This window comes from Marininema halotolerans, assembly GCF_900116235.1.
In the GTDB taxonomy this organism is placed as follows: domain Bacteria; phylum Bacillota; class Bacilli; order Thermoactinomycetales; family DSM-45169; genus Marininema; species Marininema halotolerans.
Window position 1 is genome coordinate 25,719 of the sequence record NZ_FPAA01000001.1, and the last position, 18,800, is coordinate 44,518.

The 18,800-nt window shown below is 44.4% G+C and carries 20 protein-coding genes; 8 read left to right on the forward strand and 12 right to left on the reverse strand.

Translation table 11 applies throughout. The features are described 5' to 3' along the window. Nucleotides 1–79 precede the first annotated feature (79 nt). Complete coding sequence (gene mutY / locus CHX35_RS00130) at nt 80–1,216, reverse strand: A/G-specific adenine glycosylase (protein WP_091832034.1); 1,137 nt, start codon at nt 1,214–1,216, stop codon at nt 80–82. A 35-nt stretch (nt 1,217–1,251) separates the two neighbouring features. Then, entirely contained in the window at nt 1,252–2,601 is a 1,350-nt protein-coding gene (locus CHX35_RS00135; RefSeq protein WP_091832037.1) for a TolB-like translocation protein, read from the reverse strand. Nucleotides 2,602–2,965: 364 nt separating this feature from the next. On the opposite strand from CHX35_RS00135, the gene CHX35_RS00140 reads away from it, so the two are divergent. Continuing rightward, entirely contained in the window at nt 2,966–4,024 is a 1,059-nt protein-coding gene (locus CHX35_RS00140; protein ID WP_091832040.1) for a mechanosensitive ion channel family protein, read from the forward strand. 64 nt (nt 4,025–4,088) lie between these two features. On the opposite strand, the gene CHX35_RS17360 is transcribed toward CHX35_RS00140, so the two are convergent. The 5 genes from CHX35_RS17360 to CHX35_RS00160 form a co-directional block, all read right to left on the reverse strand. Beyond that, a complete protein-coding gene (locus CHX35_RS17360; RefSeq protein ID WP_176391789.1) occupies nt 4,089–4,241 on the reverse strand; it encodes a hypothetical protein in 153 nt (50 codons plus the stop codon). A 70-nt stretch (nt 4,242–4,311) separates the two neighbouring features. After that, nucleotides 4,312–5,196, reverse strand: coding sequence for a DNA-3-methyladenine glycosylase family protein (locus CHX35_RS00145; protein WP_245838578.1), 885 nt, complete (start codon nt 5,194–5,196; stop codon nt 4,312–4,314). 134 nt (nt 5,197–5,330) lie between these two features. After that, a complete protein-coding gene (locus CHX35_RS00150) occupies nt 5,331–5,966 on the reverse strand; it encodes a 3D domain-containing protein (protein WP_091832046.1) in 636 nt (211 codons plus the stop codon). Between the two features lie 200 nt (nt 5,967–6,166). Then, nucleotides 6,167–7,369, reverse strand: coding sequence for an O-antigen ligase family protein (locus tag CHX35_RS00155; RefSeq protein ID WP_091832049.1), 1,203 nt, complete (start codon nt 7,367–7,369; stop codon nt 6,167–6,169). Between the two features lie 116 nt (nt 7,370–7,485). Further along, the gene (locus CHX35_RS00160; protein ID WP_176391790.1) at nt 7,486–8,658 is read right to left on the reverse strand and encodes an MGDG synthase family glycosyltransferase; all 1,173 of its coding nucleotides are present in this window, start codon (nt 8,656–8,658) and stop codon (nt 7,486–7,488) included. Between the two features lie 269 nt (nt 8,659–8,927). Between CHX35_RS00160 and CHX35_RS00165 the strand changes: the two genes are divergently transcribed. From CHX35_RS00165 to CHX35_RS00180, 4 genes are all read left to right on the forward strand, one after another. Beyond that, nucleotides 8,928–9,977 (forward strand): FecCD family ABC transporter permease, encoded by a 1,050-nt coding sequence (locus CHX35_RS00165; RefSeq protein WP_091832055.1) that lies wholly within the window; start codon nt 8,928–8,930, stop codon nt 9,975–9,977. Nucleotides 9,978–10,084: 107 nt separating this feature from the next. Then, nucleotides 10,085–11,017, forward strand: coding sequence for a FecCD family ABC transporter permease (locus CHX35_RS00170; RefSeq protein ID WP_425435287.1), 933 nt, complete (start codon nt 10,085–10,087; stop codon nt 11,015–11,017). A gap of 45 nt (nt 11,018–11,062) precedes the next feature. Then, nucleotides 11,063–11,887: an ABC transporter ATP-binding protein gene (locus CHX35_RS00175; RefSeq protein WP_281252036.1), complete on the forward strand. Its 825-nt coding sequence runs from the start codon at nt 11,063–11,065 to the stop codon at nt 11,885–11,887. A gap of 4 nt (nt 11,888–11,891) precedes the next feature. Then, complete coding sequence (locus CHX35_RS00180) at nt 11,892–12,677, forward strand: IucA/IucC family C-terminal-domain containing protein (protein ID WP_091832060.1); 786 nt, start codon at nt 11,892–11,894, stop codon at nt 12,675–12,677. 88 nt (nt 12,678–12,765) lie between these two features. On the opposite strand, the gene CHX35_RS17715 is transcribed toward CHX35_RS00180, so the two are convergent. The 3 genes from CHX35_RS17715 to CHX35_RS00195 are packed head-to-tail and all read right to left on the reverse strand — an operon-like array spanning nt 12,766 to nt 14,874. Beyond that, entirely contained in the window at nt 12,766–13,842 is a 1,077-nt protein-coding gene (locus CHX35_RS17715) for an HPr family phosphocarrier protein (RefSeq protein ID WP_091832063.1), read from the reverse strand. 58 nt (nt 13,843–13,900) lie between these two features. Then, the gene (locus tag CHX35_RS00190) at nt 13,901–14,314 is read right to left on the reverse strand and encodes a DUF6114 domain-containing protein (RefSeq protein WP_091832066.1); all 414 of its coding nucleotides are present in this window, start codon (nt 14,312–14,314) and stop codon (nt 13,901–13,903) included. Nucleotides 14,315–14,331: 17 nt separating this feature from the next. Continuing rightward, the gene (locus tag CHX35_RS00195; protein ID WP_091832069.1) at nt 14,332–14,874 is read right to left on the reverse strand and encodes a DUF6230 family protein; all 543 of its coding nucleotides are present in this window, start codon (nt 14,872–14,874) and stop codon (nt 14,332–14,334) included. Between the two features lie 235 nt (nt 14,875–15,109). Between CHX35_RS00195 and CHX35_RS00200 the strand changes: the two genes are divergently transcribed. From CHX35_RS00200 to CHX35_RS00210, 3 genes are all read left to right on the forward strand, one after another. Further along, nucleotides 15,110–16,309 carry a helix-turn-helix transcriptional regulator gene (locus CHX35_RS00200; RefSeq protein WP_176391794.1) on the forward strand — a complete coding sequence of 400 codons (1,200 nt, stop codon included), beginning with the start codon at nt 15,110–15,112 and terminating at the stop codon, nt 16,307–16,309. A 247-nt stretch (nt 16,310–16,556) separates the two neighbouring features. Beyond that, the gene (locus tag CHX35_RS00205; protein WP_176391795.1) at nt 16,557–16,898 is read left to right on the forward strand and encodes an IDEAL domain-containing protein; all 342 of its coding nucleotides are present in this window, start codon (nt 16,557–16,559) and stop codon (nt 16,896–16,898) included. Nucleotides 16,899–16,979: 81 nt separating this feature from the next. Then, on the forward strand, nt 16,980–17,417 hold the full coding sequence (locus CHX35_RS00210; protein WP_091832078.1) for an RrF2 family transcriptional regulator: 438 nt from the start codon (nt 16,980–16,982) through the stop codon (nt 17,415–17,417). A gap of 16 nt (nt 17,418–17,433) precedes the next feature. Here CHX35_RS00210 and CHX35_RS00215 read toward each other — a convergent pair whose 3' ends face one another. Both CHX35_RS00215 and CHX35_RS00220 read right to left on the reverse strand, forming a co-directional pair. Then, entirely contained in the window at nt 17,434–18,498 is a 1,065-nt protein-coding gene (locus tag CHX35_RS00215; protein ID WP_091832081.1) for an acyltransferase family protein, read from the reverse strand. A gap of 93 nt (nt 18,499–18,591) precedes the next feature. Beyond that, nucleotides 18,592–18,786: a YwbE family protein gene (locus CHX35_RS00220; protein WP_091832083.1), complete on the reverse strand. Its 195-nt coding sequence runs from the start codon at nt 18,784–18,786 to the stop codon at nt 18,592–18,594. Between the last annotated feature and the right edge of the window lie 14 nt (nt 18,787–18,800).

Sequence of the window (18,800 nt, forward strand, 5' to 3'; positions counted from 1 at the left end):
TTAAGAGTGATCCACCTAGCCCCCCGTTTAATGTTCCTCCATATTAATCGTATGGATAAAAAATGAGTACGTTCCCTATCTACAAAAGGCGTCCTTGGATCCCTGATAGCCCTTTTCTTCGCTTTTCTGCAAGCGAAAATGCCTTACGATACACATTTGGAAACGCAAGCTGTGTACGTTCGTTCTCATTGATCCAACGCCATTCCCCAGGAAGGTCCTTTTTCTCATCACGTATCAAACCTTCTACTAAACGAATGTGCCAGCGCCGGTGACTAAATATGTGTTCATACTCTCCTAATACCTCTCCCCATTCTACAAACAGCCCTAATTCAGTGAAAAGGGGGGTAATGGAGTCACCTGGAACCACCTCATCTTGCACATTCTCCATAGTAGGTAGCCCCCACATCCCTGCAAGCAAGCCCTCACTTGATCGTCGTTGGAGTAGGATCTGTTCTCCTCTTCGTATCCAAGCGATACTCACATGCACCGGACGAGGTGGCTTTGCTTTTTTCTTTTGTGGTAATTCTGCCTGGACTCCTTGATCAAACGCAGCACAAGTTGCTTGTACAGGACAACTTATACACTTTGGATTCACAGGGGTACAGACCAGTGCACCGAGTTCCATGACTGCTTGATTAAAATCCCCCGCTCGACTCGCTGGAACAAGGTGAGCACCCAATACTTCCATTTTTCGTCGAGTGGACAATTTTGCAATATCATCCCAGAGAGCAAACCATCGGGAAAAGACACGCATGACATTCCCATCCACAGCTGGAGTCGGTTGATCGAAGGCAATTGATAAAATCGCTCCAGCCGTATAATCGCCGACTCCTTTTAATTGTGTCACTGCATCTGGGGTTGATGGAACTTTCCCCTCATATGTAGCAACCACTTCTTTTACTGCAGAATGAAGGTTACGTACCCTCGAATAATAACCAAGACCTTCCCAAGCCTTCAGCACTTCTTCTTCATCCGCATTTGCCAATGCAACAAGATCAGGAAATTTATCCATAAATCGTTCAAAAAAAGGAATAACAGTATCCACACGGGTTTGCTGAAGCATAATTTCAGATACCCAAATACGATAAGGATCCTTATTTTTACGCCAAGGAAGTTCCCTTTTATTTTGATCGTACCATGCTAGTAGACCTTCTCGTACATGATCCGTCCATGCTTGATCAGGTAAGGATACGATAATTTCTTTTTTCCTACCCACAAATAGCCGCCTCCCAGTTGTATCTACTTCTTGATCTAGGCGGTTTTCCAATCGATCGGATCGGTAAGTTTTACTAAGCGTAGCCGCTCACCCTCATTTGTCTTCTCCCATATCAAGAGACGATCCCTTTGATCAGAGAGATAAAATCCCTTCACAATCGCAGTTGTGGAGTATACCCTCTTCTCCTCCATTCCCTTGCTAAGGAAGAGAATACGATGGCGCTGCCTTAACCAAATCCCTCCTGGATCCTGCCTCACTTCTGATTGCCAATTGCTAATCCCTTGTGATACCCCCTGGTACGCTCTAGTTTCCTGCGTATCCAAGTGCACTACCTTTAGAATATCACGGATGGTATAGGATAGAACTCTGCCCTCGTTACTTAACTGGATATGATGAAGTTGAGTCGGTTTAAGATTTTGCTCACCTTCTGTGTACCGAAACATCTTTCCATCGGTGACAATAACTCCACTCACCTTTACCTTATCCCTTGTTGATGTACCAATAGGAAAAGCAATGTATCGACCGGATGGATCCCAATTTACCTTGGATAACACATAGGAAGACAAATTATTGGCTTGATAAAGGATTGTTTCGTCATCGACACGAACATCCCAACGCCGAATATTACTCCCTGTCGAGTTGATATAGACCAACTGGTTTTTTTGGGGAGACCATACTCCCTGTACTCCGGGTAAGGTACGTAACCGTTTGCCATCGATGCTGCGATAAACATGCTTTCCATCCAACAATAGATACTCACCATCACTCGACCAATTCACAACACTTTTTTCCGCTTGCTCTTTTCCTATAGCGGTTCTCAATGGATAGGAACGCTTCGTATCCACTCGGTATAGATAAACTCCATACCGCCCATTCTGGACCCTTTTCACGTACGTGAACGCATCCTTCCCAGGGGATACACACAAGGCTTTTTTTTTCGCTAATCCATCCACTATTTGATGCTCATGGTTCTGATTACTTACCATGATGGTTTGATGATGCGTATTCACCTCTAGAAACCAGCCATTAACCAATGGCTGCGCTTGATCTTCATTCCAATTTTTTTGCGCCTGACTTTCTTTGGATAATTTATTTTTTTCTATATCAAAAACATAAATCCCTTCTCCTTTTGAGGAGGAGATCCCTTTAAAAATTAATTGATTCTCCACGAAGCGAATCGGTTTTATCGAAGTAAACTGAGCCTCCTTTAACACGTTCGTACTACCTAAGCGATGAACCAATAAAAAACTTCCAAAAGTTACTAATAAAACTGCGATTACCAACATCATTTTCCACCGAGCAGATATCCAACTTGGAAGAGGAGGCTGGATCATTCGTCTGACCCATTTTTTGGATTCCGCGATCAAACCCTGTTTCTCTTCCATGCTGTAAGTCCCCTTTCCTGTATGAAACAACGAAGTCCCGTGAGTAGACGCTTCGCTTCAGCACTTATGGTCACCCAACCGTGTGATCTAACGATGAATGACTTACCTCTTCTCCCTTCATACTAATTAAAACGCTAAATTTATAAAAGAGGGATTCCTAACATCCAATGGAAAAAAACCCCTGTTTACCAGTTTATCAAAAAAATAAGCCGGCTTTAATCCCCCCATAAGACGTATTTGCCCATTTTCTTTTTAGGTAAATAAATGTTACCAACCTCACTGGGTTGTACCTGCTATGTTATAATGGCAATTAATTATCGAGAGGGGTTCACTTATCCCTCCATTTGCAAAGGGTGAAAAACAGATGCCATGGATCATACTTGCTGCTAGCATCGACAATGGTGTAAAGGATGTACAAAAAAAAGCAGAAGAAATCGCACAAGATCCAACGAAAAATTTATGGGATCCTTTATTTAACGATATTTTAATCCCTCTTTTCCAAATTGCAATTATAATTGGCATTACTTACATAGCACTTCGTTATGTCGGTCAAGTGGTGGATCGACTACTAAACATTAGTCGTTTTCAACAAAAGCGGGGCGCTACATTGGCTCGATTACTTAAATCCACCTCACGTTATGGCATCTATTTCATTTCAGCCATTACCATTCTAAAACAGGTGAATATTGATGTAACACCTATTCTCGCAGGTGCTGGGGTGATCGGTCTCGCTGTCGGTTTTGGTGCGCAAAACCTCGTTCGGGATGTCATTACTGGATTCTTTATCATTTTTGATCAACAAATGGAGATTGGTGACTTTGTACAGATCAACGATAATATTCAAGGAACGGTAGAAGAGATCGGACTACGAATAACCAAAATTCGAGAATTCAACGAACGCGTTCATTATTTCTCCAACGGTGAAATTACCCGTGTAACGAATTATAACAGAGACCGGATGCGCCCATTAATTCCTGTTACCGTACCCTATGAAGAAGATCAAGCCTATGTTCAGTCGATCCTAGACGAAATTTGCGAAGACTTAAGTCGACGCTTCTCTCCATACATCATCGAGCCCTTTTCCATTTTTGGAATCACCAACATTAAATCGGATGGAGTGGAATATACCTTAACATCTGTAAGCACTCCAGAAGAATATTGGATGATCGAACGAGAAATGCGAAAAGCCATCGTCACGAAATTCATCGAAAAATCCATTGAAATTGCTTATCCACGCCAAGTGCTCACCGCCGCTGACGACCTTCATTCTCTAATGGCAAAGAGGCAGAGTAGAGAACCGTTACGCGAAGTCGCTGCAACGGTAGGAGAACACATTTCTCCACGCAAAGATCGTGGAGGCCCCCGCAAAGATGAAGATGGAGATGGAGATGGAGACGGCGATGGTGGTGGAGATGCTACCTGAGTCTAGTCTATAAACAAGCCCAGTATCGACGATCGTCGATACTGGGCTTGTTCTTTTTCGCACATCATAAAACCATCGAATTAACCACAAAAGCAACGACAAACGTAATCCCTAGTGCAATACCACACCAGATACCGACACGTTTCAAATCGCTATTTAGAACTTTTACCGGATCCACTAATTGCTTCACTTTTTTATTCTGTCGTTTTTTCGCCATCGAAAAGTCCCTCCTAAATTACGATCCACTCATTTTTCCCCAATACGATCCATGCCCTGTTGAGATTATTTTATTGACTGTTTTTTGTCGAACCCAAATAATCCCATAGATAAAAAACCGCATAACTACGCCAAGGTGACCATGCTTCACCTAATCGACGCACCTCTTCTTCCGATGGCTGTTCCGTGGTTTCAAATACGTGACGCAGTGCATTGCGTACCCCAATATCAGCAGCTGGAAGTAAATCGGTGCGACCCATTCCAAACAAAAGCAAACACTCTACTGTCCAACGTCCAATTCCCCGTATGGGAAGCAACTTTTTAACGACGTCGTCATCAGAAAGCGTGTACAATTGATCAAGGTCAAAACCATCGACCACTTTCCTGGAGAGGTCAATCACATACTCGGCCTTCCGACGGTTAAACTGAAGTTCCTGTAGGTCTTCGTAGGAAAGGTTCGCTACCTGCTCTGGAGTCGGAAACACCCATAACGTTTCTCCGCGATGAACAATGGTATCGCCTGCCCGCTCGATCAACCGTTGTATTAATGTCCCTGCAAAAGAAAGGTTAAGTTGTTGACTAATAATTGTCCTGATCAGGCACTCGTATAACGACGCATCCAACACGACATGCAAACCACGGCGTTCCCGAATTAAATTTCCGAGGTTCGGATCGCCTTCGAGCCTTTGGTAAAAAGATGATAAATCCACATCCAAAGAAAACATACGACGCAATCGTTGGGATAGCTCTTCTAATTGCTGGGAAGATAATTCTTCGCTCACTTCAACCGCTAAACCATCCCCCATCCACCACAGCTCTACCGCAATCAGGCGCTCTCCTAAACGTAAGGTACGAATGAAACGATCATCTCTTACCTGATAGGCTGATTTTTCAAGTGCAGCTAACCGACGGGAAGTATGTTCAAAGGAATATATTCCCGAAGGCATCAGCTTCATATGTGCCAACCCCTCATCCCCCTCCGACTCTTCTTCCCATTATACCATGTACACTTGACTTGGCCTTCATCCCAGAAAAGGTTTATCATGTACAAAAGATCGAGTCTGTTTGCGACTCGATCTTTTCATGACGACTACTCTACCAATTCAACACGGATATTTTTCTTTACTCCAAATTGCCGAGCTTTATCTAGATCACTCATAAATACATCGATTCGCTGATTTTTTATAGCACTTCCTGTATCCTGGGCAACGCGATATCCAATTCCTTCAATATAAACCCGAGATCCAATCGGTATCACATTGGGATCGACTGCAATTGTAATCCCATCTGCCACTTTCGTACCGCTGGAGGTTACACCGTAACTCGCATCTTGTGGTACTTTCCCTGTCGATTCAGGTCCAGCTGTATAGGCCGTCAATGTGAAGTCCCCAAGTGCCTTCCCACGAACCATGGTAGGAGCTGCCTTTCCCTCAGTCGAATTCCTTTTCGCAACCCTTGTATTCTGGTTACGGGGAAGCACAAGTTCTTGCCCAACTTGAATCAGAGATGGATCTTTTAATTGATTGATTCGAGCTAATGTCGCAACATTGGTTCCGTGCTCACGAGCAATTTGGAAAACCGTGTCCCCTTTTTCTACTCGAATGGTTCTGGCTCCTTCGCGCGCATCCGCACGTTCGATTCCTCCAAGAAATCCCCCCTGGGCAGTAGCAAAGGCAATAATACCGATCACGCCGAAAAGCATACCGATCCAGCGCCTTCTATCCATGATGATCACCTCATAGAGTAATTAATAGATTCTCTGCTATCCATGATCACCTTTCAACGGTTGATTCATACATTAGACTGAACAATAGGAAACATTGAAATAGACACTAATATACAAATAATGCGATGACGCTTTTTTCATAACAGCAATAAAAAGGGGAGCCGAGCTCGGCTCCCCTTTTTATTGCTACATCACTATGCTTAACAGCGCTGTTCATACTGAGCGTGAATAACAATGATCGCCCCCATAAATATTAATCCAATTTGAGGATTGATTATAGGATAATCGTACATTCCATGCCCTAATAGAGCAAATACGATGGATATGAGCACACCCGCTAACCTTTTTTCCTTCCGCTCACGGGCAGTTTTCCGCCAACGTCTTGCTCGCGCCGTTGTCACTACAATTAAACTAAGAAATAACATTAGACCCATCACACCATACTCGACTGCCATCCCTAAAATCACATTGTGGGCGTGGAACAAATACGTACCCGAAATTTCTTCAATTAAATAGCCAAAATGGATGGGCAAAACACCGACCACCCAGTGATCCAAAAAAATTGTAAAGGAGTCTTCCCATACTTTCAAACGACCAATAATGGTTAGCATCAGTGAGTCATCACGAGGAATTAAGCTCATATTGGTAATTAACACTAAACCGATGGATACAAGCACTACAAATAGCGCCACGGTTCGCTTCCGTTTCCCTGTCATCCAGACTTGAACCAACAAGCCAATAACCAACCCCACCCAAGCCCCTCGAGATCCAGTACACCAAATCGCTACACAATAATAGAAAAAAACCGTAAAAGCAGCTGCTTTTTCAAAGCGGTTACGGGCCAAGGAGGAGGCATAAATACTGAGTAATGCCAAACACATCAATAGTGCTGCCGCCAAATTAGAGTTAAAGGAAGGGCCAATACTTCTTGGCCCCTCAGACTGCATCCGATAAAATCCCCATAATATATTCATCGACATCTTGTTATCCATGGGCATCCAAGCCACTCGTTGCAAGATCGTAACGGTTGCAGAATACAAACCAGCGATCCAAAAAGTCGCATATAGCTTTTCATAATCTCGCCATGTCCAATGTAGCCGTTTCATCCATACAGCCAATACTCCATATAACCCAAAAAATAAGATGGGAACCATCGCCACTGGTAACCAACCAAAAAGAAGATAGGGATTAAAAATCCAACTAATCGTGCTGATCGCGACGAAGCCTAGGAATATCTTCTCCGGCCAACCAAATGGTCGCCAACTGCCTTTTAATATTACAGGCGATAGGAGTCCCATAATCAATAACACTCCAACAGGAATCACCGGAGAGAATAGAATCGATACATATAAAATTTGAATAGCGCGTTCTTTGATATCTTTCCGTCGCGGGTCAATAACCAAAATCACAAGCTCCCTTAACAACAAAATGTTAGTACTATAGCATTATATCCGTGGGGGTACTAAAGAACAATATATGCACTAAAGTACAGTGATAGAAACAAAGGGCGTCGATGGGACTAACATCCGCCCTCGTCCACTGATACCTCGAGCAAACTAAGAACGGCACGAATACTTTGAGATGGATGTATTTTCCATCTCCATGCAAGCATTTGTTGTTTCAACTGTTCATAATGATGATCCCCTCGAGTTAGTCGGTGAAGCCACATATTCAAATCGTCTTCATCGGTTACTCGAGCAGCCAGCCCTTGTTCAATCATGAATCGACTATTTTTCTCTTCCTGTCCAGGAATCGAGCTAAAGAGAAGCAACGGGGTCCCTTTGGCAATCGCCTCTGTACAAGTAAGTCCTCCTGCTTTAGACAGAATGACATCAGCTACATCCATCCAATCAGGCATTTCCTCTGTATATCCTGTGATCCGTATATGGGGATGATCAAACTCCGAGCATTGGGATAATGTGTTTCGCAAACGATGGTTGTGTCCAGTACAAATAACAAACTGGATATCTTCCTTCCACTTTGTTGCCACACGGACTAGCTTTTCTGTGGGGCCCAATCCGAGGCCGCCACCCAAGACCAGCACCGTTGGCATGGGTTTCAATCCTAAACGCTTGCGAATCTCCTTGTGATTTCCCTTTTTCCAAAATTGTCTATCCGAGGGGATACCCGTTACAATCACCCGCTCAGGGATGACTCCCATGGTCAGCATCTGTTGTTTAACCCCATCATGAGGGACTAGGTAAAGATCTGTTAAAGGGTGAATCCACGATCCATGTGCTGCAAAGTCAGTAATTACCGTACATAGACGCAAGGGAATACCATTACGTTTTAAGCGTGCAATGGCCGCACTGGCAAAGGGATGAGTCGATACCACAACGCGTGGGGGTCGATTCGCTATATATTCAGAAAGACGTGAGTACAAGATTTGGTTTAAGCACCACTCAATCCAACGGGGAAAGGAACGAGAATGATGACGTCCGTACACTTTTCTCCACAAACCCGGTGCACGTCGAATCATACCTAGATACGAAGAAAGAAGGGCTTGGTTGATTTGCGGACGTAACTCACGGCCAAGCTCCACTAGCTCTACTTGAACAGAAGGAGCGAATTCACCAATTCCTTGTACTAATGCCTCAGCAGCACGTGTATGTCCTGTACCGAAATTTTCCGACACAAATAAAATATCGTTTTCTCTCACCGCCGGAGGCACCGAGGAAATTATATGGTTCATCATCTACTTCCACCTCACTAATCTGCCAAGCAAGTTGCCTCATATCATGCAACGTCATCGGACTCCGTACGGTTTCAATTGTCCCTTATTATACCATACACGCACTTTCCCACGGACATGCGCAAAGATCCGGTTGCTTTTATGTAAAGAATAGGGTTGAGAATGATTATCAAATTTATTGACGCATCCATTGATAATGATTATCATAACAAGAAGAGAAGGTCTTTTTTGTACATCGTTTTAACTTCGACATTTTAGGAGATGCGTCCATGCCCCTCTCTAACCATTATCGCATCATCGGCCTGCTCCTAACCATGGTCGCACTCGGCATCAGTTTTATAGCGAGCCTTAAATTCGGGCTTACCCATATCAACTGGGATACTTTGATCGACGCTTGGCAGTCAAACCATCCTAACAAAGAAGAACTGATTGTCCAAAATACCCGTATCCCTCGTGCACTCATCGCTACCTGTGTGGGAGTAAGCCTCGGAATGGCTGGTGCACTTATGCAAGGTCTAACCCGGAATCCCCTTGCTTCTCCTGGGATTTTTGGAATCAATGCAGGGGCTGCGTTGTTTGTTGTTGTAGCATCTTCGATTTTTTCAGTCCACTCCTATGTAACCTTTACTTGGATTGCCTTTCTTGGTGCTGCCATTAGTGGAGGCCTTGTCTACCTTCTCAGTTCCTTTGGGAAAGAAGGATTAACTCCCTTAAAGCTCACTCTAGCAGGGGCTGCCTTAACTGCTTTTTTTACAACCTTAACCCAAGGCATCCTCGTCTCCGATGAAGGAACACTGGATCAAATCCTTTTTTGGTTAGCTGGATCCATAGTAGGCAGAGATCTAGATGCTCTCCTTTATCTTCTACCTTTTTTTGCTATATCCTGGATCTGCACACTATTTCTTGGTCGTGCAATGACCACCTTAACCATCGGTGAAAATGTCGCTAAAGGATTAGGGCAAAAAACCGGTTGGGTAAAGGCGATCGCTGCTTTGTGCATCATCCTTCTTGCAGGAGGGAGTGTCGCAATTGCTGGTCCGATCGGACTCGTGGGCCTTATCATCCCCCATATCGCACGATTTCTGGTTGGATCAGACTACCGATGGCTTCTCCCCTATTGCGCTTTTCTTGGAGCAACCTTTTTACTGCTTGCTGATATTGGTGGTCGCTATTTAATTATGCCAGGCGGACCTCTTACAGAGCTTTTAGTGGAAGCTGGAGCACGAACAACTTCGGATGAAGTACCCGTAGGTGTTATCACAGCCCTCATCGGGGTCCCATTCTTCATCACGATTGCCCGAAGGAGCATCTCTGATTAACTATGAAGAATACTCGATCACGACTCCGCAATCGTTCTTTATTTGGTCAATTTCACCCTCCAACCTTCCTCATCTTTCTAACTCTATTTTTCCTCTGTGGTGGAATCATGATTGTGAGTGTCGGTTTAGGAGAGATGAAAATCCCACCTCTACAGGCAGGTCTAGCCCTTTTGGGGATGGGCAACCCCTCGGATGAGGTGATTATCTATACTTTACGGCTTCCTCGACTTTTAATGGCCCTACTTGTGGGTGCTTCGTTAGCCGCCTCTGGTGCCATTCTTCAAGGGGTGATGAGAAATCCCCTCTCATCCCCTGACATCATTGGGATTACAGGAGGAGCCTCTGTTGTCACCATTTTTTTTATTGCTTTTCTCCCTCAAGTAGCTACTTCATGGCTACCCATTGCATCCTTTGTAGGAGGAAGTATAACCGCTCTTCTTATCTACAGCCTTGCATGGAAAAAAGGGGCATCTCCACTCCGCATTCTATTAATCGGAGTGGGACTCAACGCAGCAGCTAATGGACTAACCACACTCCTATTGATTCTCAGTCCACTCTACTCTGCCAATGAAGCCATGGTCTGGTTAACTGGAAGTGTCTATAGTAGCTCTTGGAATTCCGTACTAACGTTTCTTCCTTGGGCACTGTCGCTACTCGCATTGTCTTATTTTTTCAGTCGTCACCTAAACGCGCAACAAATGGGAGATGAGATTGCGACTGGGATCGGACAATCGGTTCAATGGTATCGCCTCATCACCATTCTCGTTAGCATTGGGTTGGCAAGTTCAGCCGTTGCATTTTCCGGGCCGATTGCCTTTGTGGGTCTGATGGCACCTCATATTGCTCGTATGATTACCGGCCCGTCCTTTGGCAGATTGTTGCCTATTGCTAGCCTGATCGGCGCACTCATCGTAATGTGTGCTGATTTAATTGCTCGCACTGCATTTAGCCCCTTGGATTTACCAGCTGGTTTATTCACGGCAGTACTAGGCGCCCCATTTCTTATCTTTCTCCTCTACCGCAGTGGAAGCAAAACTTAACTCCCCTCAAAAAAACCTCAAGAGGGAAAACGGGAGGGTTCGCCCTTGAAGCCAATTCTGACAACTGACCAACTTACCTTATCCTATGGTGCTACACCCATCATTGCCAATTTGGATCTTGTCATCCCCAAGGGAAAAATTACAACTCTTGTAGGAGCGAACGGATGTGGTAAATCCACTTTATTACGTGCACTTGCTCGCCTTCTTAAACCACGAAGTGGGGCGGTCCTTTTAAACGGAAAGGATATTGCAAAACAATCCACTCGTAAAACTGCTCACCAAATGGCTATTTTACCCCAGGGTCCAGTTGCTCCAGAAGGTCTCACGGTCTACCAATTGACGAAACAAGGGCGTTACCCCTATCAAACTTGGCTTTCCCAGTGGTCTGTAGAGGATGAAAAGCAAGTGGAGTGGGCACTTCAAATGACTGGAATGCTTCCCTTTAAGGATCGCCCTGTCGACTCATTATCCGGTGGTCAGCGTCAACGAGCATGGATTGCTATGACATTGGCTCAGGATACGGATACCTTGCTCCTCGATGAACCAACTACATACCTGGATCTAACCCATCAAATCGAAGTACTCGACCTTCTTTATGATCTCAATGAACAAGAAGGACGTACCATTGTTATGGTTTTACACGATCTTAATCTGGCGTCACGTTATGCCCATGAAATTATCGCAATAAAGAAGGGGCAAATCTATAACCAGGGATGCCCAGAGGATATTGTTAATGAACAGCTGGTTCAAGATGTATTTCATCTCGATTGCAAAGTGATCCCAGATCCCTTATTTGGTACACCCATGTGTATCCCTCACGGAAAAGGTCGTCATATTCAACGGCAGTCGTTCGCGGCGATAGGAGGATGAGGACATGATTTATACAAAGAAAGAGACTCCCACTCAAAAAGCCATGAGCTCACAAAGAAACCTACATCCACTTCAGTCAACAGAATCATCGTTGATGATGGATGCACGTGAACTGTTAGATTTGAATCGTCTCAATAACCTGCTTCACATTTGGTCACACCAAATTGGGACAACAGAGCACCCTGTAGCGGCTTCCATGTTCGCCAAACGGTATGCCTCCCAAATCATTCATCAGGCATTGTACCAACTCTCTATTTTAAATACCTCTGTGGACTGGTCTCTTGATAACATCCGCCTCCATTTTCGTGCTGGTTGGGAAGTAGCGGTCACTCCTATCAATCATCAACAATACCCTCCCCTGAACCAAAGACGAGAAGAATGGCGGGCCTCTTTTCTTCAACAACTATTCGTCAACAACTTGGTCCCTGTATTTAAGAGCCTAGCAGTACACATTCCCGCTTCAATCATTTGGGAAAGTGCCAAAGGATATCTTTATTACTACTACCGTGTGTGGATGAATGAAAATGCAGATTCCATCGATCACGAAAGAATTTCCGAGGATTTCAATGCCATCACATCATCGACCTATCTTTTTGATGATGAACTATCTACCAACCCATTTTATGGTGGTTTTCGTACAATTCCCCACCCCACTCAAGAGGGCGAATTGCTACCTGTCCGTCAAACTTGCTGTCTGTATCATCGCATACCTGGCACCAATCCTTGTTCTACCTGCCCCCGTTTACAAAAACCGAATTGCGAAAGTGGCAAGTCTCTTCTCGAATCGTAAGACTCTTCCATCTAACCAAAAGCAGACTCAGTGATCTCCTTGATAGAGGATCCCTGAGTCTGCTTTTATGTTCCTACCTATTTCCCAATCACTTCAGCCATTCGGCTAATTCGCGTACTGCCTTTTCGGCATCGGTGCCCTCAGCTGTAACAGTTACTTCCGTACCTTTAAACCGTTTCATTAAGGTTACTTTTGACCACTTCTTCGCATTGTAATCCTTATCTCCACGTTTTAAGGTGACCGAAGCATCGTATTTTTTAGCTTTATTCACGATTTCTAACGCTGTAAAATACCGCCGTAATTTTACCTTCTCCTTCAATGGATCGACTTGATCCGATGGAGTGCCTGGATCACTTGGGGTACCTGGATCCGTCGGAGCACCTGGATCTGTCGGTACACCTGGATCACTTGGCATTTCAGGATCATCCGGAGTATTGGGGTCTGACGGTGTACCAGGATCCTCACTTGGATCGCCGGAATCAGGAGTGTCTCCTCCTTTAGAGTCATCCGGCTTTGAGCCGTCTTTATCTCCTGGTTCCTCGCCATCATCCTTCTTATCCCCAGATTTACCCGGTTGAAGCATCTGATTTACCTTGTCTTCTCCATCTTTTTGACCAAAAGAGGGCAGTTTACGTAAGTCGATCAAAATTCCACCTTTCGGTGGATCGATCGATACGGATTTCCCAGCTTCCAGATCGAGATTAGGCATTTGTGCAGCTGCTGCATCCATGTTTTCAACACGCATGTAGACATCGTGCAGAACAATATTTGGCATTAGATTACCCAGCTTCAAAGGTCGATCAAAGCGAATGAGGTCCTTCGGGTCGATTTTGAAGCCAACAGCACTTGCGCTGACTGACAGCCCTTGAATGGAAACAGGTCCTGGATCCTCGATCCCTAACGTCCAGTTGCCCCCATTTCCCGTACTGTAGAGTGCCCCCATTTTCATCCCTGAGATCTTCGCTTGTTTGATCGACAATTTCATAACCAAGCCATGATTTCCCTTACCGATTCCCATCAATAATCCCTTGGACTCGATACGGTCTGCACGGATGACTAAGGCTTCAGAAGGCGCTTTTGGCGCCCCCCAAACGGGCATTGCCGGGAGCATCACAAGGGACAGAATCAGGCTCCATCCAATGATGATGGCAATCGTTTTTTTCATGGATACTCCCCCTTTCTGCATCCAGTGACGTTTACTTCAGCCGTCCATCGGGAACAACCTAAGAAATAGCTGCGACTACTTCCTCACCTGAATCGTTACTTAGTTCCTTCTTCCCAATTTCAGGTTTTGCGTCCCAGGCAATGCAAAGGCTTCCACCAATTATTCCAAGTACCATTCCAATCAACAATCCGCCTAATGCACCGATCAAAGAGAGAATCGAAAGGACAATCCCAAAGACTCCAAGTAGGCGAACATAGCGAGGCATTACCCAACCAATTACTCCGCAGGAGAGGAGAAGACCCCCGAAGAGAATGCCCGTGAACGCGAAGTTTCCTGGCACAAAGGTTAACCAGTATAATTGAATGGGTACATATAATGTTAAAAGGCCAGCAAACATTAGCAAAATCAAACCGGCTCTTGGTCGAATCGACTCTTTCCTCGCCCGGCGCGTTCCCGTTTTCCTCTCTTCCATCAGTCATCCTCCTTCGCTTAGTTTAATTTCTGAAACTCCAACTTCATTCCAGGGATCGAAATCGTGTTATTGAAGAGGTAGTGCCCTCTCAACTTCGCATTGGTCAGTACAAGATGATCTGCAGACATATCAAAGGTTTTCAGCAAATCGGATGAATAATTTTCTTTCGTTGTGAACTTTTTGAAAGAATGGTTCCCCTCAACTTTGGAGGCATCCATCACCATACCGGTTGATTTTGCAACACCAGAGCTGGTGACGAGTACTCGGATCGTCCCCATGTTTGGAACATCAAAGTCTTTGTACAATTTCATGCCAGTAATCTCTGCATCCATCTGCAAAGCCGCTTGAGGTGTTACTTTCTTTGTACTGGTCGGTCCAAATTTCGGCAATAATTTGAAGTTTGTTGCAACAATCTTATCGGCTTCTACCATGAAGCCCCCTACACCAGCAATGGGCACTGCAGCAGCGACACCACCAGCAAAAAGACCGGTAACAATTAATGCCAATACAGTAAGTGATGTCGTAAAGCTAATCCAGAAAAATTTACCACGATACTTCATCGAATAACCCCCCGTCGTTAAATGCAAGCGCTTACATGAATGCCGTGGTGTTATAGAATGAACCTATTCCACCGACATAAAGAAATTATAGCCTCATCCTAGGAGCACACCAACCCTAAGAATACAGGTACTTCCCCCCCTTTAATGGGGGGATTTTTCTTCATGCTCTTGTGAAATGGTATATACTATAAAGAATAACGCAATCAACCACTGGACACAAAAAGGAGCTATCCTTATGCAACCCGCTGTATATTTTGATATCCCGATGCTTCCGCGGAAGGAAATACAGACAATTATTGATACGATCTCACAGGGATACTCCGATATTTTAATCCATTGGAATATTAAATTATCGACCATCACATTAGATGACAAGCAGAGAAAGTCTCTTAACGATATTTTTTTAAGGCTCATTCATAATTTACGTCTTTTTCCGAATCAATCCAAGGAATACCATGATAAATTTTTACGGTTGGTCAAAAAGAGTCAACCCACTCTCCATCCGTCTTTAATCTCCTTTACGCTGGGCATCTTTGAAGAAATTCTCATCGGATTATTCCCACGAACTTCCACCGGGGATTGGATCGGCTTTCGCTGGATTCATTCCCTAGTATTCTCGCTATTAATCTCCTATTCGAATTCATCAATAACCACTGAGGATCGTTCACCTGATGTGACAAAGGAGTCCGCTTCCTTCACCACAACTGAGATCACTCCTTCAGATTCTTTTATGGATAAAATTGTTCAATTTGATACGCTACTTTTAGGCGCCCATTCCTTAGAAGATGTCATGCGCTTAACCGTTCATCGTATCGTTGAGGCGATTGGTTACAAGCGTAGCGCACTTTTCTGGTATTCCCCCATTACCCGAACCGTAGAAGGTACTCATGCTTATCACGTCGATATCACGGATTTACGTCGTATACGCTCCTTTGAAGCCAACATCCCAGGAATGACCTGGATGATTCGACAAAATCGTCCTCTCTATATCCAAGATGCTTGTCTCTACATTCCGGATCATTTTATTAAGCATTTCCATCTGCAATCGTTGTTGGTAGCCACCCTGCAAGTCGATCAACATCAACCGGTTGGTTTTCTACTCATTGATCAGGGTGGAAAACCCTTTGCTCCCTCTACGGAAGAGTTGAATCTACTTGAAAAGTTGACATCACGCGTTTCCGTTGCCCTACGACCTAAGCTCTACGAATATCCTACTCTCTCTGCTCATCCCCCGGCTTCACCTGTCCTCACCCACAGGGAACAAGAAATTTTGCAGATGATTGCCTATGGCTACTCTACACGTCATATTGGGGAAACCTTGCATATCAGTGAGCATACTGTCGCAGAACATGCTCAAGGAATATTAAAGAAGCTTAATTCAAAAAACCGCTCAGAAGCGGTTGCAAAAGGGCTACGCTTGGGTTTGATTCACTAGCAAATGGAGGCGCTATGATCCTATTAGGATTAAATCTTATAAAATCGGGTATCATTAATACTAGAGTTACAGGTAAGAGATACCATAAGGTCGGACATGGTTATTGGTTGACGCCTGAAATCAGGGCTTTTATAATAGTTAAAACGCGGATGGTATCATTCATCCTTATCAACATACCACTTAAATGAAACAAAAAAAGTTCCAGTTGTCCGCCCGACACACCTCAATAAGGAAGGCGGTGCGTACCATGGAAAAGCTATTAAATCCTTCACTGAATACCGGGGACTGGGTTCAAGGTAAAACGGAGAACGATGAGTTGTTTCAAGGATACGTGGAAAGCATCGACACCGAAAGAGGAGTCACCCACGTACGTGTCATACAATCCGACAATACTGAGGTCCTCGGGAAGTTGTTTAGTAGTCCCTTGGATCGAATTCGACGCCTGAATCAAGGAACACTCGATCAAGAAGGTTATCTCATGAATTTAATTGACTTAGCTCTTGCAACACGTGATAAGGAATGGTTTATTGAACTTACTGGTATGCTTCATCAGTTAGATCTAGATACTAAAGCGACTAACGCCGCTTAATTATACGGATTCTTTTTGGGATAGGGAGTGTTCCCTTCCCTTTTTGTTGTGACGGACTCATCAGAGAAGGAGGTGGCCGTAATGAATAGCGATTTTAGTCTTGTCATTCATAGCCTTGGTTTATTTGCCCTTGAACCTGAGAAAAAAAGAACAAGTGATGAACTTGCAGTGAGTACGGGTGTTCACCCCGTACGGATGCGACGGAGCCTTAGCCTTTTGAAAAAGAATGGATATATCCGCTCCAAGGAAGGAGCTGGTGGGGGATTTACTCTCTCTTGCAATCCCGACGAAATTACACTGGACCGTCTTTATTACCTTACCTGTCCAAGTACCTTACATCCAAAAACCACCCAAACCAATTGTCAATGTCCAGTCGGCTCAACATTGCCCACTGTTTTAGCTGAAATATTATCCGATGGAGAACAAGTACTCACTGACTACCTTCGCCAATGGTCCGTTAGTGATGTTGTAAATCTTCTCCAACAAAGACGTGAAGAAGCCTCTATACAAAAGAGCTGACTCCAATCTAACGGGGTCAGCTCTTTTGATTGATCCATCCATTTGAGGAAGGGTTTGTGGTTGCAACTGGAACTTTTTTAGTGAATCGCATAAAGGATAATAACGGTCGCTCTACAACCATGTATAAGAGTGAACCGATCATCACTGTGAGTAATGCCATAAGGACTAGCGTCGCTTTGGGTCCCAAACTGTCATCGATCCCCCACTCACTTAAACCCTGTTGAAGAAGGACGAGTAAAGGAAAATGGGTAAGGAAAAGTGTATAGGATGCACTTCCCAAAAAATAAAGCCCACGTGGAATCCACCACTCCCGCTTTTGTTCGAGAAGAGCCAATCCCATTAAAATCGTCGCTGCTGGAATTCCATAGGCATATAAATCATCAAGTGGCACCCAATGATGCTGTCCATTGACCCATGCTAAGACCAATCCTGCAAACCCACCGGTTACTAATAAGTGGGGATAAGGGATGTCTACTTTTGTGACTAAGTTCGCAATAAATCCACCGGCCAAAAAGTAGAGATGGTACTTGGATAAGAGGACATCGATCCATGGATTGCCTGACCATATGTCATTGGTATACTGGATAAATACACCCATAAACCAAAGAGATAGTAAGACAGTCCCCCTCCCTTTCCCTACCAAAATCGCGATGCCAAATAGAAGGTAGTAGATCAGATAGCCACTTAAAATAATGGTTGGAGGGTTAATTGCCTGCTCTTGTGGAAAGAGAAAAAAGGCATGAACCACTTGTTTAATCGAAGGTTTCTCACCGATGAAGAAGGGAGCAAAGGCACTCATCGGAATTAAAATATACCAATAGGTCGGATAAATACGCAAAAGTCGTTTTTTCATATACCGAAGCGCTACTTTTCCATTTCCAAAACGGTCTTTATAAGTATAAAAGAGGACAAAACCACTGACCAGCATAAAATAGTCCATTGTCCCCGAACGGACCGTGCTGTCCCAATCAAACAATCCCGCTTTCCAGTAACGAATTCCAAGCTGATGAGCTGTAAAGAGAATCATCAACAGGCTAAAAAAACCACGGGAAGCATGAATCAGATTCCACTTCTTATTCATAGGTGCGAGTTCCTCCGGAAAAAGGTTCCTTTTTTATTATGGCAAGGAGTCACTGTCCATGCAATGGGGAAGACCCGTCTTTTTTATGAAGAATTAGGTGTGAATCGCCTTTACCCGTCCCACTTGGCCATCGATTAGTCGAACTTTTATACCATGGGGGTGATGGGATGAGGAAGTTAAAATATCCTTCACGACCCCTCGGGTCAATTTTCCTGTTCGTTGGTCTGCTTTTAACACAATGTCCACCGTTAACCCCGGTTGAATATCTTTTCGAATCTTGCCATCCATCTTATGTCTCCTCC